This is a genomic window from Kribbella sp. NPDC049174, from assembly GCF_043197365.1.
Taxonomy (GTDB): Bacteria; Actinomycetota; Actinomycetes; order Propionibacteriales; family Kribbellaceae; genus Kribbella.
The window spans coordinates 46450-68510 of record NZ_JBICSZ010000012.1; the positions used below are offsets into that span (position 1 = coordinate 46450).

Here is a 22061-nt window from a genome sequence, read left to right on the forward strand (position 1 = left end):
CGTCACTGCTCACCGCGGATCCTCGGCACCCAGTCCTGCAACGACCGGACGCCGATGTCCCCGCCCCGCTGAGCCTCGATCCCCTGGACGGCGGCCGCCAGGCCTTGCACCGTGGTGATGCACGGGATGTTGCGGGCCACCGCGGCGCTGCGGATCTCGTACCCGTCCAGTCGCGGCGAGCCGCCCTTGGTGATCCCGATCGGGGTGTTGACGATCAGGTTGAGCTCACCGTCCTGGACCATCTGCACGATCGTCGGCTCGCCGTTCGGTCCCGGTCCCTGGCTGCTCTTGCGGACCGTGACCGCCTCGACCCCGTTGCGCCGCAGCACGTCCGCCGTACCTTCGGTCGCGTAGATCTGGAAGCCCAGGTCCGCGAGCCGCTTCACCGGGAAGATCATGTGCCGCTTGTCCCGGTTCGCCACCGACACGAACACCTTGCCCGACCCCGGCAGCGGCTGTGACGCCCCGGCCTGCGACTTGGCGAACGCGGTCCCGAAGGTGTCGTCCATGCCCATCACCTCGCCGGTCGAGCGCATCTCCGGCCCGAGCACGGTGTCCACCGACCGGCCGTCGACGGTCCGGAACCGGTTGAACGGCATCACGGCTTCCTTCACCGCGATCGGCGTCGAGGTCGGCAGCGTGCCGCCGTCGCCGACGGCCGGCAGCATGCCTTCCGCCCGCAGGTCCGAGATCGTTGCCCCGAGCATCACGCGGGCCGCCGCCTTCGCCAGCGGTGTCGCGGTCGCCTTCGACACGAACGGCACCGTCCGGGATGCCCGCGGGTTCGCCTCCAGCACGTACAGCACGTCACCGGCCAGCGCGTACTGCACGTTCAGCAGACCCCGTACGCCGACGCCGCGAGCGATCGCCTCGGTCGACACCCGGATCTTCTCGATGTCCGCGTTCCCCAGCGTTATCGGCGGCAGCGCACACGACGAGTCGCCGGAGTGCACCCCGGCCTCCTCGATGTGCTCCATCACGCCGCCCAGGAACAACTCGTTGCCGTCGAACAGCCCGTCCACATCGATCTCGACCGCGTCGTCCAGGAACCGGTCGATCAGCACCGGGTGCTCGAACGCCTCACCACCGCCCAGCCGCTCCAATGCGGCGTCGAGCTCGTCCGAGCTGTAGACGATCTCCATCCCGCGTCCACCCAGCACGTACGACGGCCGGACGAGCACCGGGAAGCCGATCTCCGCGGCGATCCGCTGCGCCTCCTCGGCCGACAGCGCCGTACCGTGCTTCGGCGCCGGCAGCGACGCGTCCGCGAGCACCTTCCCGAACGCGCCCCGCTCCTCGGCCAGGTGGATCGCCTCGGGCGACGTGCCCACGATCGGTACGCCGGCATCGGCTAGCCGCTGCGCCAGACCCAGCGGGGTCTGACCGCCGAGCTGCACGATCACCCCGGCCACCGGGCCGGCCTGCATCTCGGCGTACACGATCTCGAGCACGTCCTCACAGGTGAGCGGCTCGAAGTACAGCCGGTCGGAGGTGTCGTAGTCGGTCGAGACCGTCTCCGGGTTGCAGTTCACCATCACCGTGCAGTAGCCGGCGTCGCGCAGCGCCATCGACGCGTGCACACAGGAGTAGTCGAACTCGATCCCCTGCCCGATCCGGTTCGGCCCCGACCCCAGGATCAGCACCGCCGGGGTCTCGCGCTGTGCGACTTCTGTCTCCTCGTCGTACGACGAGTAGTGGTACGGCGTCTCGGCCGCGAACTCGGCCGCACAGGTGTCGACCGTCTTGTAGACCGGCCGGATCCCGAGGGCTTGCCGCACACCCCGGACGACGTCCTCGGTCAGTCCACGGATCTCGGCCAGCTGCAGGTCCGAGAACCCGTGTCGCTTGGCCAGCCGCAGGACCTCAGGGGTGAGCCGCGGCGCGGCCGCGACCTGCAGAGCGGTCTCGTGGATCAGGTAGAGCTGATCCACGAACCACGGGTCGATCCGGGTGTTCTCGAAGATCTGCTCCGGCGTCGCACCGGCACGGATCGCTTCCATGATGGTGCGCAGCCGACCGTCGTGCGGCGTCTTGATTGCCTCCAGCAACGGCTCCAGATCGGTGGCCGGCGAGCCGGCCCAGGTGAACCTGGCCTCCGGCTTCTCCAGCGAACGCAGCGCCTTCTGCAGCGCCTCGGTGTAGTTCCGGCCGATCGCCATCGCCTCGCCGACGCTCTTCATGTGCGTGGTCAACGTGGCGTCCGCGGCCGGGAACTTCTCGAACGCGAACCGCGGCACCTTCACCACGACGTAGTCCAGCGTCGGCTCGAAGCTGGCCGGGGTCTGCCGGGTGATGTCGTTCGGGATCTCGTCCAGGGTGTAGCCGATCGCGACCTTGGCGGCGATCTTGGCGATCGGGAAGCCGGTCGCCTTCGACGCCAGCGCGGACGAGCGGGACACCCGCGGGTTCATCTCGATCACGATCAGCCGGCCGTCCACCGGGTCGACCGCGAACTGGATGTTGCAGCCGCCGGTGTCGACCCCGACCTCGCGGATGATGCCGATGGCCAGATCCCGCATCACCTGGTACTCGCGGTCGGTCAGCGTCATCGCCGGGGCGACCGTGACCGAGTCGCCGGTGTGCACGCCCATCGGGTCGACGTTCTCGATCGAGCAGATGATCACGACGTTGTCCGCCTTGTCGCGCATCACCTCCAGCTCGTACTCCTTCCAGCCGAGGATCGACTCCTCGATCAGCACCTCGGTGGTCGGGCTGGCGTGCAGGCCGGCGCCGGCGATCCGGAGCAGGTCGGCCTCGTCGTAGGCCATCCCGGAGCCGACGCCGCCCATCGTGAACGACGGCCGCACCACCAGCGGGTAGCCGAGCTCGGCGGCCGCGCCGAGGACGTCGTCGAGGGTGTGGCAGATCCGCGACCGGGCCACCTCGGCGCCGAGCTTCTCGACGATCTGCTTGAACGACTCCCGGTTCTCACCGCGCTGGATCGCCTCGACGGACGCGCCGATCAGCTCGACGCCGTACTTCTCCAGTACGCCGTTGTCGTGCAGCGCGATCGCGGCGTTCAGCGCGGTCTGGCCGCCGAGGGTGGCGAGCAGCGCGTTCGGCCGCTCCTTCTCGATCACCTTCTCGACGTACTCCGGTGTGATCGGCTCGACGTAGGTGGCGTCGGCGAACTCGGGGTCCGTCATGATCGTGGCCGGGTTCGAGTTCACCAGGACGACGCGGAAGCCCTCCTCCTTGAGCACCCGGCAGGCCTGGGTGCCCGAGTAGTCGAACTCACAGGCCTGGCCGATCACGATCGGACCGGAGCCGATCACGAGCACCGACTCGATGTCTGTACGACGTGGCATCAGCTACGGCCTTCCATGAGTTCCACAAACCGGTCGAAGAGGTACGCCGAGTCGTGCGGACCCGCCGCCGCCTCCGGGTGGTACTGCACCGAGAAGGCCAGCACCTTGCCGTCCCGCCCGGTCAGCTTCAGACCCTCGACCACGTTGTCGTTGAGCGAGACGTGACTGACCTCGGCCGTCCCGTACGGCGTCTCGACCGTCTCCCCGATCGGCGCGTCCACCGCGAACCCGTGGTTCTGTGCGGTGATCTCCACCTTCCCGGTGGCCCGGTCGAGCACCGGCTGGTTGATCCCGCGGTGCCCGTACTTCAGCTTGAACGTGCCCAGTCCGAGCGCCCGCCCGAACACCTGGTTGCCGAAGCAGATCCCGAAGTACGGCTTGTTCCGCTCCAGGAGCTGCTTGAGCAGCGTCGTCGGGTGCTCCGTTGTCTCCGGGTCGCCCGGCCCGTTGCTCATGAAGATGCCGTCCGGGTTGACCGCGAGCACCTCGTCGAGGCTCGCGGTGGCGGGCAGCACGTGCACCTCGATACCGCGCTCGGCCATCCGCTTCGGCGTCATCGACTTGATCCCGAGGTCGAGCGCGACGACGGTGAACCGCTTCTCGCCGTCGGCCGGGACGACGTACGGCTCGAACGTGGTGACCTCGGAGGCGAGGTCCGCGCCGACCATCGGCGGCTGCTCCAGCACCTTGTCCAGCAGCGCGGCCGGATCGAGGATCTCGGTGGAGATCCCCGCGCGCATCGCACCGCGCTCACGCAGATGCCGGGTCAGCGCCCGGGTGTCGATCCCCGAGATCCCGACGATGCCCTGGCCCTTCAGTTGGTCGTCGAGCGAGCGTGTGGCCCGCCAGTTCGACGACACTCGGGCCGGGTCGCGGACGACGTACCCGGCGACCCAGATCTTCTGCGACTCGTCGTCCTCGTCGTTGATCCCGGTGTTGCCGATGTGCGGCGCGGTCTGGGTGACGATCTGCCGGTGGTACGACGGGTCGGTCAGCGTCTCCTGGTAGCCGGTCATTCCGGTGGTGAACACCGCCTCGCCGAACGTCTCGCCGGTCGCTCCGTACGACGTACCGGCGAAGGCGCGGCCGTCCTCCAGGACCAGCAATGCGGGCTGGCTCATCTTTGCTCGGCTCCGATCAGGGTCGAGATGGATTCGGTCAGGGGGGCGGTGTCTGCCTTCCGGCGGGGCCGGAACCCGGTGTCGAGCGCGCGGCCGTCGTGGTTCCAGGTGACCACCACCAGGCCGGACTTCTCCGCGGTCACCTTGCCGGCGATCCCGCGGTCGGTCCGGACGCCGGTCAGGTGGTCCACGGGGATGAACACATCCGCCGCCCCTTGCCGGTGGAAGATCAGGCCGGCCTCACTGACGGCCAGGTCCGCGGTGCTGCGGACACCCAGTTCGTGCACGGCGATCCGGTCCATCCAGTCGCCTGCCGCCGTGGTGGCGACGTACACACCCTCCACGCCTCGCGTCGTGTCATCGGCCGGTGCGACCGGCAGCGGCGCGAGGTCGGCCTGCCGGGACTGACGGTTCCGCCAGCCCCGGTACATGCCGTAGTAGCCCGCCGCGATCACCAGCAGCGTGCCGAGAATGCCCAGGAACGTCTTCACCGGGCCAGCGTCCCGTCCAGGACGGTCGGCGTACCCCTCAGGAACGTCGCCACCACCTTGCCCGGCAGCGTCATCCCGTCGAACGGCGTGTTCCGCGACAGCGACGCCGACTCCCCCGGGACCACGGTCCGCTCGGCGGCGGGATCGACCAGTACGACGTTCGCCGGCGCACCCGCCTCGAGCGGCCGGCCGTGGTCGCCGGCCTGGCCGATCGCGGCCGGCCGGTAGCTCATCCGGTCGGCCACGTCCGCCCACGACATCAGCTTGGTGTCGATCATCGCGTGCTGGACCACACTCAGCGCCGTCTCCAGGCCGAGCATGCCGAACGCCGCCGCGCTCCACTCGCAGTCCTTGTCCTCGACCGGGTGCGGCGCGTGGTCGGTGGCGACGATGTCGATGGTGCCGTCGGCCAGGCCCTCGCGGACCGCCTCGACGTCCTCCTTGGTCCGCAGCGGCGGGTTCACCTTGAAGACCGGGTTGTAGGAGGCGGCCAGGTCCTCGGTCAGCAGCAGGTGGTGCGGGGTCACCTCGGCGGTCACCTCGAACCCGCGCCGCTTCGCCGCCCGGACGATCTCCACCGAGCCCTTGGTGGACAGGTGGCAGATGTGCAGCTTCGAGCCGACGTGCGCGTTCAGCAGGATGTCGCGGGCGATGATCGCCTCCTCCGCGACACTCGGCCAGCCGGTCAGGCCGAGGACGCCGGACAGCGCGCCCTCGTTCATCTGCGCGCCCTGGGTGAGCCGCGGCTCCTGCGCGTGCTGGGCGATCGTGCCGCCGAAGGCCTTCACGTACTCCAGCGCCCGCCGCATCAGGGCGGCGTCCCAGACGCAGTCGCCGTCGTCGGAGAACACCCGCACGCGGGCCGCCGAGTCCGCCATCGCGCCCAGCTCCGCGAGCTGGGTCCCCCGCCGGCCGACGGTGACGGCGCCGATCGGGTAGACGTCCGCGAACCCGGCCTCGCGGCCGAGACGCCAGACCTGCTCGACGACGCCGGCGGTGTCGGCCACCGGGTCGGTGTTGGCCATCGCGAACACCGCGGTGAACCCACCCAGCGCCGCGGCCCGGGTGCCGGTGAGAACGGTCTCGGCGTCCTCGCGACCGGGCTCGCGCAGGTGCGTGTGCAGGTCGACCAGACCGGGCAGCGCGATCAGGCCCGCGGCGTCGATCGTCTCGACGTCCCGCGGGGTCTCGAGGTTGGTGCCGACAGCAACGATCTCGCCGTTGTCGATCAGCAGATCCGCCACCTCACCGCCGACGATGCTCGCTCCGGTGATCAGGTATGCGGTCATGCGGTCTGCTCCTCAGGGGTTGTGTCGTTGCTGCCGGAGAGCAGCAGGTAGAGAACGGCCATCCGGATGGCCACGCCGTTGGTGACCTGTTCGACGATCACCGAGCGGGTCGAGTCGGCGACCTCGGCGCTGATCTCCATCCCGCGGTTCATCGGGCCCGGATGCAGCACGAGCGCCTCGTCCGGCAACTGTGCCATCCGGTGCACGTCGAGCCCGTAGCGGCGGCTGTACTCGCGGGCGCTCGGGAAGAACGCGTCGTTCATCCGCTCCCGCTGGACCCGCAGCATCATCACCGCGTCGCTCTTGGCCAGCACCGAGTCGAAGTCGTACGACGTCGCACACGGCCAGCTGCGCATGTCGACCGGCAGCAGCGTCGGCGGCGCCACCACGGTCACGTCAGCGCCGAGGGTCGACAGCAGCAGCACGTTCGACCGGGCGACGCGCGAGTGCAGGACGTCGCCGACGATGGTGATCCGGCGGCCCTCCAGCGAACCGAGGTGGCGGCGCATCGTGAACGCGTCGAGCAGTGCCTGGGTCGGGTGCTCGTGCGTCCCGTCACCGGCGTTGACCACCGAGCCGGTCATCCAGCCCGACGTGGCGAGCAGGTGCGGCGCGCCGGACGAGCCGTGCCGGCAGACGACACCGTCGGCACCCATCGCCTGCAGCGTGAGCGCGGTGTCCTTCAGGCTCTCGCCCTTGCTGACGCTGGAGCCCTTGGCGGAGAAGTTGATCACGTCGGCGGACAGCCGCTTGGCGGCCGCCTCGAACGAGATCCGGGTCCGGGTGGAGTCCTCGAAGAACAGGTTCACCACGGTCCGGCCGCGCAGCGCCGGCAGCTTCTTGATCGGCCGGTCGGCCAGCGACCGCATCTCCTCGGCCGTGTCGAGGATCAGGTTCGCCTCGTCGCGGGACAGATCCCCCGCACTCAACAGATGCCTCATGCCTTCGCCCCCGCCGCTGTCTTGTCGGTGCTCGGTGTCTTGTCCGCGATCAGTACGGCGTCGGTGCCGTCGTACTCGGTCAGGTGGACGGTGACGCGCTCGACCAGGGAGGTGGGCAGGTTCTTGCCCACGTAGTCGGCGCGGATCGGCAGTTCGCGGTGGCCGCGGTCGACCAGGACGGCGAGCTGGACCGCGCGCGGCCGGCCGATGTCGCCGATCGCGTCCAGCGCGGCCCGGATGGTGCGGCCGGAGAACAGCACGTCGTCGACCAGGACGACGACCTTGCCGTCGATCCCGTCGGGCGGGATGTCGGTGTGCTCGAGTCCGCGGGGTGGTTTGAGACCGATGTCGTCGCGGTACATGGTCACATCGAGTGACCCAGTCGGCACACTCTGCCCCTCAACGGCCGCGATCCGGGCCGAGATGCGGGCGGCCAGGCCGACGCCGCGAGTGGGGATGCCGAGCAGGACGACGGGGTCGGCACCGCGGTTGCGCTCGAGGATCTCGTGCGCGATCCGGGTCAGTGCCCGGGATATGTCGGAAGCGTCCAGGACCGTGCGCGGCGCCGGTGTGTGGGCGTCGCTCTGGGCATGGTTCATCGCTACCGTTCCTCCTTTCCCGCCTCTCTGGACGGGTCTTTAAAGGACGTTCGGACCGCTTGACATGGTATCGGATGTGACACGCCGTCTTGACGCTGGCCTCTGGCCCAGAATATTGTTACTCTGTGTAACCGAGGGGGGTTTCACCGACCGAGCCGTTCCGGCGGCCCGGACATGACGAAACTAGTCGGAGGGATGAACCAGCGTGCCTAGCGAATACGCGAAGACACTGGGTGGCAAGTTACGTGCCATCCGCCAGCAGCAAGGGCTGTCGCTGCATGGCGTGGAAGAGAAGTCCAAGGGTCGCTGGAAGGCGGTCGTCGTCGGCTCGTACGAGCGCGGCGATCGAGCCGTCACGGTCCAGAAGCTCGCGGAGCTCGCCGATTTCTACGGCGTGCCGATCCGTGAACTGCTGCCCGGTTCCGCCAGTGCGGCCGCCGCGGCTGCCGCTCCGCCCCGGTTGATCCTCGACCTGGAGGCCCTGCAACACCTCGACGCGAGTGAGGCCGGTCCGCTGACGCGGTACGCGGCCACGATCCAGGCTCAGCGCGGGGACTACAACGGCAAGGTGCTGTCGATCCGTCAGGACGACATGCGGACCCTCGCCGTGATCTACGACGAGTCGCCCACGACTCTGACCGAGCGCTTCATCTCCTGGGGAGTACTGAACCCGGAGGCCAAGGGCGACGTCGAGGAGACCGAAGCGGCCGGCGCCTGACGAAGAAGGCAGCAGAGACGGTCGGGGCTCGTAGCAGCTGGCCCGCGGCCGCCCGCCTTCCTCAGCCGGAACGACAGCAGTAGCAAGGAGCAGTACGACGCACCACCGCGGCAGGAACCACCTCTCCTGCCGCACCTGGCCGGGGCCGTTCGCCCGCGCCGAACCACGGGGACGCAGGCCGGCCCGGGACCGTACCGAGACGGTCACCGGGCCTTGATTCCAGGACTCCCGAGAGGGCTCGCCCCCTCGCCCCTCAGACGCCGAGGGTGGGCTTGAGCTGCAGCAGCCGGGCCAGCAGCCCGTTCACGAACGCCGGCGACTCGTCGGTGGACAGATCCCGCGCCAGCGCGACCGCCTCGCTCACCGCGACCACGTCCGGCACCTGGTCGTCGAACAACAACTCGTAGCTTCCGATCCGCAGGATGTTGCGGTCCACGGCCGGCATCCGGTCCAGCGACCAGCCGACCGAGTGGGTCTCCAGCAGGTCGTCGATGACCTCGATGTGCTTCGCGACACCCTCGACCAGCGCCACGGTGAACTCGTTCACCGGCGGATCGTTGTCGGCCACCCGGTCGGCCAGGGTGCCGCCGACCGGCAGGCCCCTGACCTCCGACTCGTACAGCACGTCCAGAGCGCGCTTGCGGGCCTTGCTACGGGCAGACATGTTCTGTTGTCAGCTCTCTTGGAGTCAGGAGGTGACGCGACCGAGGTAGTCCCCGGTGCGGGTGTCGACCTTGACCTTCTCGCCCGTGGTCAGGAACAGCGGGACCTGGATGGTGTAGCCGGTCTCCAGCTTGGCCGGCTTGGTGCCACCGGTGGACCGGTCGCCCTGCAGGCCGGGCTCGGTGTACTCCACCTGGAGCTCGACCGAGGCCGGGAGCTCGACGTACAGCGGCAGGTCGTCGTGCACCGCGACGATGGCGTCCTGGTTCTCCAGCAGGAAGTGGGAGGCGTCGCCGACCACCTCGGGCTGGATCTGCAGCTGGTCGTAGGTGGACTTGTCCATGAACACGTACGCCGAACCGTCGTTGTACAGGTACGTCATGTCGCGCTTGTCGACGGTCGCGACCTCGACCTTGACGTCCGCGTTGAAGGTCTTGTCGACCACCTTGCCGGACAGCACGTTCTTCAACTTGGTCCGGACGACGGCGCCGCCCTTGCCGGGCTTGTGGTGCTGGAACCAGACGACGGACCACAGCTGCCCGTCCAGGTCGAGCACCATGCCGTTCTTGAGGTCGTTCGTCGTTGCCACGCGGGTGAGCCCTTCGAGATCGATCAGCGGTAACACCGGATTGTAGCGTTCACCTGCCCCTTCCTCCGATTCCGCGACTCCGGGGCGACGGCCCGCGGCCCCCGGCGGGCCTTACGCTGGCAGTCCACAGCGACAGCCTGGACGCCGGGAGGCACCGTGGAGTTCGCGATCTTCATCGTGATCATGATCGTCGTCAGCCTGGTCGCCAAGGCCAAGCAGCAGTCGGCGAAGCCCGGTGAGCCCAACGCCCGGGTGCAGAAGCTGATCGAGCGGATCCAGGCTCAGCAGGGTTTCAACCAGCCGACCCAGCCCCAGGGCCGGTACACCCAGCCCACCCCGGCGCAGCTCCAGCAACCGGCCCACTACCAACCGCCGAACCAGTACCAGCAGCCGACGCAGTACCAGCAGCCGACGCAGTTCCAGCCGCCGGCGCAGTGGCTGCCGTCGTACGGGCCGCCGCAGGGTCACCGCCCGCCGCAGAACAACCTGCCGACACCCAAGCGGGACACCGACACCCGGGTGCGGGAGTTGATGAACTCCTCCAACGAGGTGGCCGCGATCCGGTTGCTGTGCGACGAGCAGGACATGGGCATCCTCGAGGCGCAGGAGTACGCCCGCGCCCTGGTCGCGCCGGCGGATCAGCAACCCACCTCGACCCAGCGCCCGCCGGCGGCGTCGAAGCCAGAGTCCGAGTCAGAGTCGGGGCCGGAGGAATCCGAGACCCGCTACGTCGGTTCGGCCGCGTTCGCCGAGTCGATCTTCGATCTCGACCGTGAGGAGGACACCTGGGCCAGCGGCTGGGTCGACACCCCTGAGCCCGAGGATCGCTCCGACATCGACGAGCTCTGGCAGACGGTCCGGAACCCACCGCGCCCCGGGACTACCCCGCCCAGTTGACGATGAAGCACCCGTGCCGCCGGGCGATCCGGAACCCGGCCGGTACGGCGTCGCGGACCGGATAGACCTGGAACGACGGCCCCGGCCCGTGCCGGTGATGGGCGTCCCAGCTCCGCAACTGGTCGACCAGCCGATCCATCAGGTCAACGGCGTCCGGCCCATGCCCGTTGACCCCGAGCTCGACGAACGACGCCGGTCGGCGGTGGGCCGGACAGGACGTCAGGTAGGCAACACTGTCCCGTGTCGCCACCGCCGCGGCTCCCCAGCGCGGAGTCGGCGCGGCTGTCTGCGCGGATCGTTCGGCGGACAGAGCGCAGTACCCGGGCAAGTTGACGGCGAGCCAGAGGTTCAGATCGGAGAGCGGCTCGTCGCGGTGCATCACGACACCTGACCAGACCTGCGTGCGCGGCTGGTCCAGGACACCGTCGTACGGATGCGCCTCGACCTCCTGGTCCTCGTCGAAGCTGACGTACACCTCGTCACCCGCGATCGGAACGACCCGCTCGTAGTTCGCTCCCACGCCCTGCATGCACACGAACCCGCACAACGTCGCCGACCGGCTCTCCAGATGGTCGTCCACCCGGTCGAACGCGATCGACCGGGTCTGGCCCCGCAACCGCAGCGGTACGACGAGCCGCCCGCCGGGCCGGAGCTGGTCGATCCAGGAGGTGGCGATGTCCCACGCCGTCACGGTCACCACGATCCGGTCGTACGGCGCGCCCTCCGGCACCCCGAACTCACCGTCAGCCCGGACCACCCGGACGTCGTCGTACCCGGCCGCGGTCAGCACCTCGCGGGCCCGCTCGGTGACCTCGGGATCGATGTCGACCGTGGTCACCGATCCCTTCGGCCCGGCCAGCTCATGCATCAGCGCCGCGTTGTAGCCGCCGGACCCGATCTCGAGGACGTGATCGCCGGGCCGGATCCCGGCCTGCTCGAGCATCAGCGCGACGATGCTCGGCTGCGACACCGAGCTGATCGCGATCCCGGCCTCGTTCCGCTTCATCAGGACGACGTCGTCGGCGTACGCCCGGTCCAACGGGGCGTGGGGGACGAACAGGTGCCGCGGCACGGCCAGGAACGCGGCCGCCACCCGCTCGTCCCGAATGGAGCCCTCGGCAACCAAACGCCGGGTCAGGGCCGCACGTAACGACTCGGCCCGGAACGAGTCGTCGGCACTCATGGCCTCAGTCCCTCTTGTCCCCGAGCGACTCGAGCAGGGTTCGCAGCAGGTCAACGAACTGCTCCCGCTCGGCCGCCGACAGCCCGGCCAGCAGCCGGTTCTCGGTGTCGATGTGGGCCGGCAGCACGGTGTCGATCAACTGCAGGCCCTGCTCGGTCAGCGTCACCCGGACACCACGTCCGTCGGTCTCGCTCGGCGTCCGGGTGACCAGACCACGCGCCTCGAGCCGGTCCAGTCGCTGGCTGATCGCACCGGAGGTGACCATCGACGACCGCATCAGACCAGCCGGGGTCAGGCTGTGCTCGGCGTTGCTGCGCCGCAACGTCGCCAGCACGTCGAACGAGGCGCGGTCGAGGTCGTGCCGCGCGAAGTTGCGCCGAAGCTCGCCGTCGAACAGCTGGTTGAGCCGGCCCACCCGGCCGACCACACCCATCGGTGACGCATCCAGGTCCGGCCTCTGCTCGCCCCATTGCTCGAGCACCAGGTCGACGTGATCTGCCATCTGCTCAGCGTAGTCCAGATCGCTTAGCGCTGAGGGATTGAAGATTGCTTAGCGCTGAGATACTTTATCTTAGTGCTAAGCGATCGAATCACCCTTCTCCTGATCACCGCGATCACGCCGACGCTCTGGGGCACCACCTACCTGGTGACCACGGAGCTCCTTCCACCGGACCGGCCGTTCCTGGCTGCGCTGATCCGCACGCTGCCGGCCGGTCTACTGCTGGTCGCGATCACCCGTCTGCTACCGCGCGGCAGTTGGTGGTGGCGGTCGCTCGTCCTCGGAACGCTCAACATCGGGGCGTTCAACGCGCTCCTCTTCGTCGGCGCCTACCGGCTGCCTGGTGGGGTGGCCGCAACAGTCGGTGCGATCCAGCCGCTGTTCGTGGCCTTGTTGTCGACCGGTCTGCTACGTGAGCGGCTCTCACTGCGCACAGTCCTGGCGGCCATCGCTGGTGTGTTCGGTGTCGGCCTGCTGGTACTGCGAGCCGGCGCGCGCCTCGACACCTGGGGTGTGGTCGCAGCACTGGCCGGTGCGGTGGTCATGGCGTTCGGCGTCGTACTGAGCAAGCGCTGGACCTCACCCGCTCCCCTGCTGGCCACGACTGGCTGGCAACTGGTCGCGGGCGGGCTGGTCCTGCTGCCGGTCGCCTACTTGACCGAGGGTGCGCCACCGGCCATGACCAGCCAGAACGTCCTCGGCTACGCATACCTGACGATCCTTGGCTCCGCGGTGGCCTATGCCCTGTGGTTCCGGGGCATCCGGGAGCTCTCCCCCACCGATGCCGCGTTCCTGCTGCTTCTGAGTCCGGTGACGGCGACCATCCTCGGCTGGCTGGTGCTCGACCAGCGTCTGACCACCGCCCAGGTCATCGGCGGACTCATCGTCCTCGCGGCGCTGGTGAGCGCCCAGATCAAGCGGAAGAAGACCACCACGCCGCCAGTGCTGGTCCCCGCGGCGGAAAGGTGCTGAGCATGCGCATCCTCGTCTTCGGAGCCTCCGGTGCCGTCGGTAGCCGGGTGGTCCAGGAAGCGGTCGCCCGCGGCCACCAGGTGACGCCGGTCAGCCGGACCGCATCTCCTGACTACGTTCAGGGCGATGCGTCTGACCCGGACGACGTCGCCAGGCTGAGCCAGGACCACGACCTGGTCATCAGCGCGACCAGGCCGCGCCCGGGCAAGGAGGGCGAGCTTGTCGAGGCAGCCAAGGGACTCCTGATCGGTCTGCGGTCCAGCGGTGTACGGCTCATCCTGGTCGGCGGGGCGGCGAGCCTGATCGTTCCCGGCACGGAGCTGATGCTTGTGGAGTCGCCGGACTTCCCTGCCGAGCTGCGTCCGATCGCCCTTGCCTGCAACGAGCAGTTCGACCTGGTCCGCGCGAGCGCCGATGTCGACTGGACCTATGTCAGTCCCCCGGCCCTCCTCGAGCCGGGGTCCCGGACCGGCACCTATCGGCTGGGCATCGACCACCTGGTGACCGCCGAGGACGGCACGTCGTTCATCTCGATGGAAGACTTCGCCCACGCCCTGGTGGACGAGGCCGAGCAAGCACAGCAGGTGCGGCGCCGATTCACGGTTGGCTACTAGGGCAGTCAGTGTGCCGAGGGTCGGTTGGCGGTGCCGTCAGATGAGGCCCTCACGCAGGGCGTAGGCGACGGCGTGCGAGCGGTTCCTCAGTTGCAGGCGGCTGGTCACGTCGTGCAGGACGTTCTTGACCGTCCGCTCCGAGTACGACAGCTCCCGCGCGATCTCCTGGGTGTCCTTGCCGTCGGCCACCAGCCGCAGTACCTGCGTCTCGCGGTCGGACAGCCCGGTGTGGGACAGTCCACGCGGTGCCAGCACGTGCCGCTGCATCCGCGACACCTGACCGAGCAACCGGCCAAGCAGATCCGGCGGCAGGCTGCCGTCACCCGCGGCGGCGGCGAGCACCAGGTGCACGATGCGGTCGGCGGTCGCCTCGGTACGCCGAAGCACTCCGGACACCCCCAGCTCGACCGCGGTCATCAACGCGTCGTCGTCGATCGAGCTGCCGATCAGCACGGTCCGCCGACACCCCCGTTGCGTGGCCGACCGGAGCACCTGCACCGCTGCCGGGTCGAGCGAGTCGACGGCGATCAACGCGACCACTGGCGGGACGGTGCGCTGCTCGGTCGCCTGACCCTGCACGGACTGGCCCGGCATCGGCTGGACCGGCACGGACTGCCTCTGCACGGACTGGCCCTGCATCGGCTGGCTCTGCAGGGACGCCAGATCGGCGTCGGTGATCAGGGCGATCTCCGGCCGCGGCCCGAGCGCGTGCACCAACCCGAACTGCGACAGCGGGTCGAGGGCCTTCACCCAGACAGGAATACGTCGGTGTGTCGTCATACTTGCCACTCCCCCAGAGCGTTGATGAACGGAACGGACTGATTCCGCAGTCACACGAACCCCCAACAGCGTCGATTCCGATCGTGCTCCCGAACCTTCAGCCAGCCTTAAAACCGGTGACGGTCGGATCACGATCCAATGCCAAGCGTGAACCACGGGCATTTCACCGACGTCTCATCCCGATCTCGATGTCCCGGAGACCGGTGAAACAGCCCGTCAGTCCAGCCGGGCCTGCCCACACCAGCTAGATGCCCGAAAGGGCAGATTGGTTGTGTCAGTCCGCCAGGGAGCTGATCGCGCGCAGCGCGAGACGGTACGAGTCGACTCCGAAGCCCGCGATCGTGCCGGTGGCCACGCCTGCGACGACACTCGTGTGCCGGAACTCCTCGCGGGTCGCGGGGTTGGTGAGGTGGATCTCGATCAGCGGCGCGGTCCGCTGGGCGCAGGCGTCGCGCAGGGAGTACGAGTAATGCGTGAACGCGGCCGGGTTGAGCACGACCGGGACCTTGCCGTCCGCCGCCTCGTGCAGCCAGCCGACCAGCTCGGCCTCGTCGTCGGTCTGCCGGACGTCGACCTGCAGCCCGAGCTCGGCGCCGGTCTTCTCGCACTCGGCGACCAGGTCGGCGAACGTCGTCGTCCCGTACTTCTCCGGCTCGCGCGACCCCAGCCGCCCGAGGTTCGGTCCGTTCAGCACCAGCACGCGTCGCCCAGTCACGCCAACACCCTAATGCAGGCGGCTCACCACACTCCTCGGGTGAGGTGGTCGTAGGCGGTGACGGCCTCGACGCGGGCGGTCGGGTAGTAGGTGTCCGCCGAGGTGCCGGAGCTCATGGCCTGCCAGTTGCGGCGGCTGAGGAGCTGGTGGACGGAGATGAGGCAGCCGGCCGCGATCTCGGCCCGCAGGTTGTTGCCCAGCGCAACCGCGAGCGCCTGCTGGTCGCTCGCGACGAATCGGGCCAGGCGGGTCTCGAGGGCCGGAGTGGTGAAGACCAGGCGGTTGAAGGCGAGGACTTCGGGGTGGTCGTTGAGGCCGGTGACAGGGTCCCGGCGGGCGAGGCCGGCGAGGAAGTGGTCCCGGAGGGCCTCGATGGGTGCGGCCGGCGCTGCCTGGACCACGCGGGCGGCCTCGTGTTGATGGTCGGCGAAGCGGTGCAGGACGAGGTCCTGCTTGGTGGCGAAGTACTTGAACAGGGTGGGCTTGGAGACGTCGGCGGCCGCGGCGATGTCGGCGACCGAGACCTCGTCGAAGCCGCGCTCGAGGAAGAGCGCGATCGCCGCCTGGGAGAGCGCGTCGTGGGTCTGTTGTTTCTTCCGCGCGCGCAGTCCGGTCATGCCGTCGACGATAGCAAAGTGTTAACCTGGACAAAACATTGACCGGGTTAATCTTTTGAAGGAGCGCGATGCGGGGGCTGGACGACGAGCGCCGGTACGCCGACCGCTGCCGGGAGGCCCTGGCCCGGATGGTCGCGGGCGCCCGGGAGAACGTGGTCGTCGGCGAGGACACCTGGGGCGACCGGTACACGGCCGAGCGCCTCGGCTACTACCTCAGGACCCTCGCCCGCGACCTGAGCGAGGAGGACGACAACCCACCGTTCTTCGGCCTCATCCAGTACGCCGACGACGCGACAGCCGGCGAGCACCGGGCGCAGGGCTACCACCTCGGCCGCCGCCACATCTCCGACGCCATCGGCCGCCCGCCCCTGGTGATCGACTGGCGCGCTCCGGTCTCGACCGCCTTCTACCGGGCCTCCACTATCGATCCCCGCGGCATCAGCACCCGCCGCCGCTTCGGCTGGTCCGCCAACCAGCTCACCGGTTTCGAGGACGAGCGCCTGCAGGCCGGTGAGCAATCGGGCGCAAGCGAGCTGGTACGGCGAGAGATCGAACGCGCCCGGGTCGGCCCGATGCGGGACATCGTGGCGACCATTCAGCCCGAGCAGGACGAGGTGGTCCGGACCGATCTCGAGGTGTCGGTCTGTGTCCAAGGCGCACCCGGGACGGGGAAGACCGCGGTCGGCCTGCACCGGGCGGCGTACCTGCTCTACGCGCATCGGAGCCGGTTGCAGCGGAACGGCGTACTGGTGCTCGGACCGAACAAGGCGTTCCTGCACTACATCTCCGCGGTCCTGCCGACACTGGGTGAGGTCGACGTCGAGCAGACCACGATCGAGGAGTTGCTCGGCGGGGATCGGATCACAGGGACGGACGAGCCGGCGGCGGCTGCGGTCAAGCACGATCCGCGGATGGCCGACGTACTGCGGAACGCCGTCTACGCGAGGATCGGGCGGCCCGAGGAAGCGGTGGTCGTGCCGGACGAGTCGTACAAGTGGCGGGTCAACCAGCACGAGTTCGCGGAGATGGTCACCGAGGCACGGGCGGATGCGGCGACGTACCTGATCGGACGGGAACGGGTGATCTCACGGATCGTCGTCGCCTTGCAACGGCAAGCGGAGGCGCGCGGCCAGAACTGCAACGGAGTCTGGCTCCGCCGCATGACCCGCGCCGCCACTCCTTCGGTCGACGCCGTCTGGCCGCACGCGAAGGCCGACGAGCTCCTCGCCGAGCTCCTGAGCGACCGCCGCCTACTGGCCGCGGCCGCGCACGACATCCTGAGCCCTGATGAGCAGGACGCCATCGCGTGGAAGCGCCCACGCAAAGCGAAGAGCGCCCGCTGGACCGCCGCCGACGCGATCCTCCTGGACGAGCTCAGCGCCCTGCTCGAACGCGGCCCGACATACGGCCATGTGATCGTCGACGAAGCCCAGGACCTCTCCCCCATGCAGTGCCGCGCGATCGCCCGCCGCAGTGAACACGGCTCGATCACCGTGCTCGGCGATCTGGCCCAAGGTACGACGCCCTGGGCCGCGCGCGCCTGGACCGAACAGCTCGCCCACCTCGGCAAACCGCACGCGGAACAGGTTGTCCTCACCACCGGCTACCGCGTCCCCGCCTCAGTCGTCGAGCTGGCGAACCGACTGCTCACACAGCTCCCCGTCGACGTGCCCCAGACCACGTCGTTCCGCACCGACGGCCGACTGACCGTCACCCGCGCCGACGACCTCACGGTCGCGTGCGTGGACGCCGTACAGGCGGCGCTCGAGCAGGAAGGGTCGATCGGGGTGATCGCGGCGGACGACTGGATCGCCGGCCTGGCGGACGGACTGAAGGCCGGCGGGATCGAGACCGCCCGCCCGGAGGACGACGGGCGAGTGGCCGTCGTCCCGGCGAGCCTGGCGAAGGGTCTCGAATACGACCACGTCATCGTGATCGAGCCGGCCGAGATCATCGGAGCCGAGCCGCGCGGCCTGAACCGGCTCTACGTCGCACTCACCCGCGCGGTGTCCCGGCTCGACGTCCTGCACTCCGCAGACCTGCCGCCCGAACTCAATGCCCGGCCCGGCGGGCGCCCGCCCGAACTCGACGCCCGGCCCGGCGCGCGCCCGCCCGAACGAGCCGGTCAGGACCAGGGAGCTCCGGGGCCGCCCATGCGCTTGGCGTAGTCGGTGCCTCGGGCCAGTTCACCGCGGCGGACCGGCTTGTCGGTGAAGGCCGAGGCGTAGATGGCCGCCGCGAGCTCGATCGTGTTCCGGGCTTCGGCGAGCGGAACGGGCGCCTGGGAACCGGCCGACAGCGCATCCAGTACGGCGTTGAGCTGGGCGGTGTGCCCACTCGGCACCGCCGGAAGGTCGGTGGACCAGGCGGAGGCCACCGCGTCCTGCGACGGCCCCGGCGTGATCGTCCAGTTCTCGTTCTTGTAGCCGTAGAGGTGCTCCAGTTCGACGGTCGCGTTCTCGTAGTCGAAGCGAAGCTCGGAGGTCTGCCGCGGCGACACCAGCGAGTTGACGATCGACGCCATCGCCCCGTTCTCGAAGGTGACCAGCGCCATCGAGACGTCCTCGGTCTTCGTCGGCCGGGCCTGCCGGCCCGCGATCGCGGTCACCTTCTCCCACGGCCCCAGGATCGACAGCAGCAGGTCGAACTGGTGGATCCCGTGACCCATCGTCGGACCGCCGCCCTCGACCTCGAAGGTCCCGCGCCACGGCATCGCGAAGTACTCGTCGTCGCGGTACCAGGTGGTGTTGCACAAGGCAACCAACGGCCGGCCCAGGACGCCGTCCGCCGCGAGCTCCCGCAACCGCACCGCCCCGGAGCCGAACCGGTGCTGGAAGATGCACACGACCTGGGCCGACGACGCGCGCTCCGCGTCGAGCAACTCGTCGAGCTCGTCCAGCGACAGCGTCGGCGGCTTCTCCGTCAGGACGTTCACCTTCGCCGCCAGGCACTCCGCGGCCAACGGGACGTGCGAGCTGGGCGGCGTACACAGGTGGACGAGGTCGACGTCGCCGGCCGCGAGCAGCTCGGTCAGGCTCGAGTACACCACCGGGATGTCCCATTTGGTCGCGAACGCCTGCGCCCGGTCGGGCTCGACGTCGAGCGCGCCGACGAGCTCGGCGCGGTCCGCACACGCCACCACCGCCCCGGCGTGCGCGTTGGCGATGCCACCGGTGCCGACGATCGCGATCCGGTACTTGCTGTCAGACATACAGACCCTTTCAGGAGGCTGAGTCGATCACTTCAGAGGCCGTAGGAGATGCGTACGTCGTCGACGTAGGCACTGCCGTAGTTGGAGCTGTTGGCGTAGAACGCGATCCCGGCCAGGGCAGGCATCGCGGTGCGGAACGGCTGGTCGTCGCTGATCCGCGTCCCGTCGAGGTACAGGTCGAAGCGCTGGTTCACCGTGTCCACGACCAGGCGTACGTCGTACCAGCGGCCGAGCTCGTACGTCCCGACGGTCCGTGAGGTCGGACCCTCGTACGCGATGATGTTGCCCTTGTCGAAGGCCACGCTGACCGCGGCGGCACCGCTCTCGTTGTAGAGGTAGGGCAGGCCGAACCAGTTGCTGCCCGACACGTACGGCTGATCGCGCATCACCCGTGCCTCCACTGTCACCAGTCCACGCAGCGGAGTCGCGAACACCTGGGAAACCCCGGTCCCGGCGGTGCCTCCGGTGTTCGCCGTACGGGTGAGCCGCACGCTCCGGTCCGACGCCGACGGGACCTCGGCGACGTCCACCGCATTGCCGGTCGCACTCACCGTCCAGCCGGCACCGCCGTCGGGGAGGGCGCCGGTCGGCAGGTCGTCGAACGCATGGACCTGCAGGTCCTCGCGTTCCGGATCTGCCAGCAGGAACGCGCCGCCATCGGCTGCGGCCGCCGGCAGCACCGAGATGCCGCTGCGCTCCACGACCTGCCGTCCATCGAGCTCCGCCACCACGGTGTAGCCGGTGCCCATCGGCACGTCCGGCACCACGAATGCACCGTCCGTGCCCGACCGGGTTGAGCCGATGACCTCGTCGCCGGCGCGCACGGTGACCACAGCACCGGCCAGCGCCGCCGCCCGCTGATCGAGCACCCGGCCGGTGATCGACCCATCGGTGTCCTGCAAGCCGATCGTCAGATCCTGTCGAGCGGTATCGCCACGCCGTACGACGACAGTCGCCGTCGCGGCGTCATAGCCGTCCCTGCTCGCCTTGACGGCGGCAACCGTGTCGAACGGCAGGCCGGCGATCCGGTAGAAGCCACCGGCCTGGGTCGAGGCGCGATAGGTACGACGCGGTGTCTCGACCACCACGGTTGCGTCCTCCACCGCGTGACCGAACTGGTCGCGGACAACCCCGTTGATCGACTCCCAGTTCTGCCGCTGCGGCGTCCGGTACTCGAAGGCGCCCACGTCGGGCAGGCCCTGGTAGATCGGCGTACCGGCGTAGTCCCGGCCACCGTTGTCCGCGATCGCGACCCCGGTGCCGACCGCCACTGAGCCCGAGGTCGGCACGAGCGCCAGGGCACGATCCAGTCGTGGCCCGCTCTCCTCGGTGCCGAACGGTCCGGTCAGCGCGGCGGTGAACAGCGGATCGCCCAGCACCGGACGACCATCGGACTGCGGTACGACGAGCGCCGCGCCGCCGTACAGGTTGTTGTCGTAGGTGATCGTCGGACTCGTGGTGAGTGCGGCGTTGGCGCGGGTGGAGTAGAGGATGTTGTTGCGGATGTCGTACGTCGCGTTGAGCGAACTGCCGTAGCCGTAGATCAGGTGGTCGCTGCGATCGCTGTAGATCGCGTTGTTGTAGATCTTCGCCGTCGCCGCCCGGTCCGAGTGCAGGTAGATCTGGTAGCGCGAGTTGCCGGCGATGGTGTTGTAGCGGATCACCGTGTCGCCGAACGAGAACTGGCAGATCAGGATCCCGTCACCGTTGTGGTGGACGAAGTTGTACTGCACCACGATCCGGGTCGTTGCCTTGTCCGGGTCGATCGCGTTCGAGTCCGCGCCACCGGCCTTCTGCTGGGTCTCGTACACCTCGTTGTGCTGGATCACCACGTCGTCGGCGTAGTACGCCTCGATGCCCGATGTACCGGCCCGGTAGACCACGTTGCCCTCGACCAGGCCGCCGCGCACGTCGGTCACGTACATCCCGTTACAGGCGTAGTCGTTGCCGTCCTGCTGGATGAAGTTGTTGCGGATGACAACGTTCGTGTGCGGGGTGAAGCGCGGGTCGGTGGCGTTCGCGCGCTCACCCCAGCCGGTCTTCACCGCACCCTCGCTAGACCCGGTGTGTTGTTTGACAATGATGCCTGCGAACGATGTGCGCTTGACTGACGAGTTCTCGACCAGGATGTCGTTCAGGACGGTCGCCGTACCGGGGGCGGCGATGTCGGCGACGGTGCCGCGGAAGACGATGCCGCCGGTGTTCTTCGAGCGATCCCACCCGGTCTGGAAGGTGACACCGGGCTTGTTGCCGGCCACGTCGCCGCCGATCCAGTTCACCTCGCCGGTGACGTCGTGGACGTCGACTCCGTCGATGACGAAGTGGCTCAGCGTGCCGCCGGCGTCGCCGGCCACCTCGATGCCGCGGAGGTCGCGCAGGTTCGTGCCGGGCTCGCCGGTGAGCGGCTTGGCGTTGGTGACCTCGAGGTTGCGGATCTCCCAGTCGTGCTGGTTGAACAGGCGGACCGTCTCGGCGACCTCACCGCCGCCGTGGATCGCGGGCTTCGCGCCGGGGCCGTACTTGTCGATCACGATCGGGCGACGGGTGGCACCGGAGCCCTTCGGCCACAGTTGGCCTCCCCAGCTCTGACCGGCGCGGAGCAGGATCTGGTCACCGGGGTCGAAGGTGGTCTCGTTGACCTTCTGCAGGGTCCGCCACGCGCGGCCGGGCGAGGTGCCCTTCACGTCGTCGGAGCCGTGCACGGCGTCGACGTAGTACCTGGTCCCGCTCCCACCGGCGGCCGTCCCGTCCCCACCGACCGCCGTCGCGGCCGTGCTCGACGGAAGTAGCCCCACCCCGAGCAACATCGCGCCCACCAAGGCGCGCCCCAGCCTCTTGCCCATTGGAAAGCCCT

The 22061-nt window shown here is 69.1% G+C and carries 20 protein-coding genes; 5 read left to right on the forward strand and 15 right to left on the reverse strand.

Translation table 11 applies throughout. The features are described 5' to 3' along the window. Positions 1 to 2: 2 nt before the first annotated feature. Genes carB through pyrR form a run of 6 tightly spaced genes read right to left on the reverse strand, consistent with a single transcriptional unit; the run spans position 3 to position 7749 of the window. The gene (gene carB / locus ACGFIF_RS39395; protein ID WP_393162059.1) at positions 3 to 3308 is read right to left on the reverse strand and encodes a carbamoyl-phosphate synthase large subunit; all 3306 of its coding nucleotides are present in this window, start codon (positions 3306 to 3308) and stop codon (positions 3 to 5) included. Further along, positions 3308 to 4429 carry a glutamine-hydrolyzing carbamoyl-phosphate synthase small subunit gene (gene carA, locus ACGFIF_RS39400; protein ID WP_393162061.1) on the reverse strand — a complete coding sequence of 374 codons (1122 nt, stop codon included), beginning with the start codon at positions 4427 to 4429 and terminating at the stop codon, positions 3308 to 3310. Before carA ends, carB begins: the two co-directional genes overlap by 1 nt. Beyond that, on the reverse strand, positions 4426 to 4920 hold the full coding sequence (locus ACGFIF_RS39405; RefSeq protein WP_393162063.1) for a hypothetical protein: 495 nt from the start codon (positions 4918 to 4920) through the stop codon (positions 4426 to 4428). The genes carA and ACGFIF_RS39405 overlap by 4 nt, the downstream gene beginning before the upstream one ends. Beyond that, positions 4917 to 6209, reverse strand: a complete 1293-nt coding sequence (locus tag ACGFIF_RS39410; protein WP_393162065.1) for a dihydroorotase — start codon at positions 6207 to 6209, stop codon at positions 4917 to 4919. Before ACGFIF_RS39410 ends, ACGFIF_RS39405 begins: the two co-directional genes overlap by 4 nt. After that, the gene (locus ACGFIF_RS39415; protein WP_393162067.1) at positions 6206 to 7150 is read right to left on the reverse strand and encodes an aspartate carbamoyltransferase catalytic subunit; all 945 of its coding nucleotides are present in this window, start codon (positions 7148 to 7150) and stop codon (positions 6206 to 6208) included. Before ACGFIF_RS39415 ends, ACGFIF_RS39410 begins: the two co-directional genes overlap by 4 nt. Then, positions 7147 to 7749 (reverse strand): bifunctional pyr operon transcriptional regulator/uracil phosphoribosyltransferase PyrR, encoded by a 603-nt coding sequence (gene pyrR / locus ACGFIF_RS39420; protein ID WP_393162069.1) that lies wholly within the window; start codon positions 7747 to 7749, stop codon positions 7147 to 7149. The genes ACGFIF_RS39415 and pyrR overlap by 4 nt, the downstream gene beginning before the upstream one ends. A gap of 205 nt (positions 7750 to 7954) precedes the next feature. Between pyrR and ACGFIF_RS39425 the strand changes: the two genes are divergently transcribed. Beyond that, complete coding sequence (locus ACGFIF_RS39425) at positions 7955 to 8467, forward strand: transcriptional regulator (protein ID WP_360530429.1); 513 nt, start codon at positions 7955 to 7957, stop codon at positions 8465 to 8467. A gap of 253 nt (positions 8468 to 8720) precedes the next feature. Here ACGFIF_RS39425 and nusB read toward each other — a convergent pair whose 3' ends face one another. Both nusB and efp read right to left on the reverse strand, forming a co-directional pair. Next, positions 8721 to 9131: a transcription antitermination factor NusB gene (gene nusB / locus ACGFIF_RS39430; protein WP_393162072.1), complete on the reverse strand. Its 411-nt coding sequence runs from the start codon at positions 9129 to 9131 to the stop codon at positions 8721 to 8723. Between the two features lie 24 nt (positions 9132 to 9155). Next, entirely contained in the window at positions 9156 to 9689 is a 534-nt protein-coding gene (efp, locus tag ACGFIF_RS39435; protein ID WP_393162257.1) for an elongation factor P, read from the reverse strand. Positions 9690 to 9875: 186 nt separating this feature from the next. On the opposite strand from efp, the gene ACGFIF_RS39440 reads away from it, so the two are divergent. Further along, on the forward strand, positions 9876 to 10616 hold the full coding sequence (locus ACGFIF_RS39440; RefSeq protein ID WP_393162074.1) for a hypothetical protein: 741 nt from the start codon (positions 9876 to 9878) through the stop codon (positions 10614 to 10616). Here ACGFIF_RS39440 and fxlM read toward each other — a convergent pair. Continuing rightward, entirely contained in the window at positions 10600 to 11799 is a 1200-nt protein-coding gene (gene fxlM / locus ACGFIF_RS39445) for a methyltransferase, FxLD system (protein ID WP_393162077.1), read from the reverse strand. The genes ACGFIF_RS39440 and fxlM overlap by 17 nt on opposite strands. A 4-nt stretch (positions 11800 to 11803) precedes the next feature. Further along, on the reverse strand, positions 11804 to 12301 hold the full coding sequence (locus ACGFIF_RS39450; protein ID WP_393162079.1) for a MarR family winged helix-turn-helix transcriptional regulator: 498 nt from the start codon (positions 12299 to 12301) through the stop codon (positions 11804 to 11806). A 72-nt stretch (positions 12302 to 12373) separates the two neighbouring features. Here ACGFIF_RS39450 and ACGFIF_RS39455 point away from each other — a divergent pair, with 72 nt between their 5' ends. Beyond that, complete coding sequence (locus ACGFIF_RS39455) at positions 12374 to 13270, forward strand: EamA family transporter (protein WP_393162081.1); 897 nt, start codon at positions 12374 to 12376, stop codon at positions 13268 to 13270. A gap of 2 nt (positions 13271 to 13272) precedes the next feature. Beyond that, complete coding sequence (locus tag ACGFIF_RS39460; RefSeq protein ID WP_393162083.1) at positions 13273 to 13884, forward strand: NAD(P)-dependent oxidoreductase; 612 nt, start codon at positions 13273 to 13275, stop codon at positions 13882 to 13884. 36 nt (positions 13885 to 13920) lie between these two features. Here ACGFIF_RS39460 and ACGFIF_RS39465 read toward each other — a convergent pair whose 3' ends face one another. The 3 genes from ACGFIF_RS39465 to ACGFIF_RS39475 form a co-directional block, all read right to left on the reverse strand. Beyond that, the gene (locus ACGFIF_RS39465; RefSeq protein ID WP_393162085.1) at positions 13921 to 14664 is read right to left on the reverse strand and encodes a LuxR C-terminal-related transcriptional regulator; all 744 of its coding nucleotides are present in this window, start codon (positions 14662 to 14664) and stop codon (positions 13921 to 13923) included. A gap of 274 nt (positions 14665 to 14938) precedes the next feature. Then, positions 14939 to 15379 (reverse strand): type II 3-dehydroquinate dehydratase, encoded by a 441-nt coding sequence (gene aroQ / locus ACGFIF_RS39470; protein WP_393162087.1) that lies wholly within the window; start codon positions 15377 to 15379, stop codon positions 14939 to 14941. Positions 15380 to 15402: 23 nt separating this feature from the next. Further along, complete coding sequence (locus ACGFIF_RS39475; protein WP_393162089.1) at positions 15403 to 15996, reverse strand: TetR/AcrR family transcriptional regulator; 594 nt, start codon at positions 15994 to 15996, stop codon at positions 15403 to 15405. A 68-nt stretch (positions 15997 to 16064) separates the two neighbouring features. Here ACGFIF_RS39475 and ACGFIF_RS39480 point away from each other — a divergent pair, with 68 nt between their 5' ends. Continuing rightward, positions 16065 to 18164, forward strand: coding sequence for a HelD family protein (locus ACGFIF_RS39480; RefSeq protein WP_393162091.1), 2100 nt, complete (start codon positions 16065 to 16067; stop codon positions 18162 to 18164). Here the strand turns inward: ACGFIF_RS39480 and ACGFIF_RS39485 are convergent. Together ACGFIF_RS39485 and ACGFIF_RS39490 are read right to left on the reverse strand one after the other, a co-directional pair. Then, positions 18122 to 19207 (reverse strand): Gfo/Idh/MocA family protein, encoded by a 1086-nt coding sequence (locus ACGFIF_RS39485; RefSeq protein WP_393162093.1) that lies wholly within the window; start codon positions 19205 to 19207, stop codon positions 18122 to 18124. The two genes, ACGFIF_RS39480 and ACGFIF_RS39485, sit on opposite strands and share 43 nt — an antisense overlap. A 32-nt stretch (positions 19208 to 19239) precedes the next feature. Next, positions 19240 to 22050 (reverse strand): carboxypeptidase regulatory-like domain-containing protein, encoded by a 2811-nt coding sequence (locus tag ACGFIF_RS39490; protein WP_393162095.1) that lies wholly within the window; start codon positions 22048 to 22050, stop codon positions 19240 to 19242. Positions 22051 to 22061: the final 11 nt, after the last annotated feature.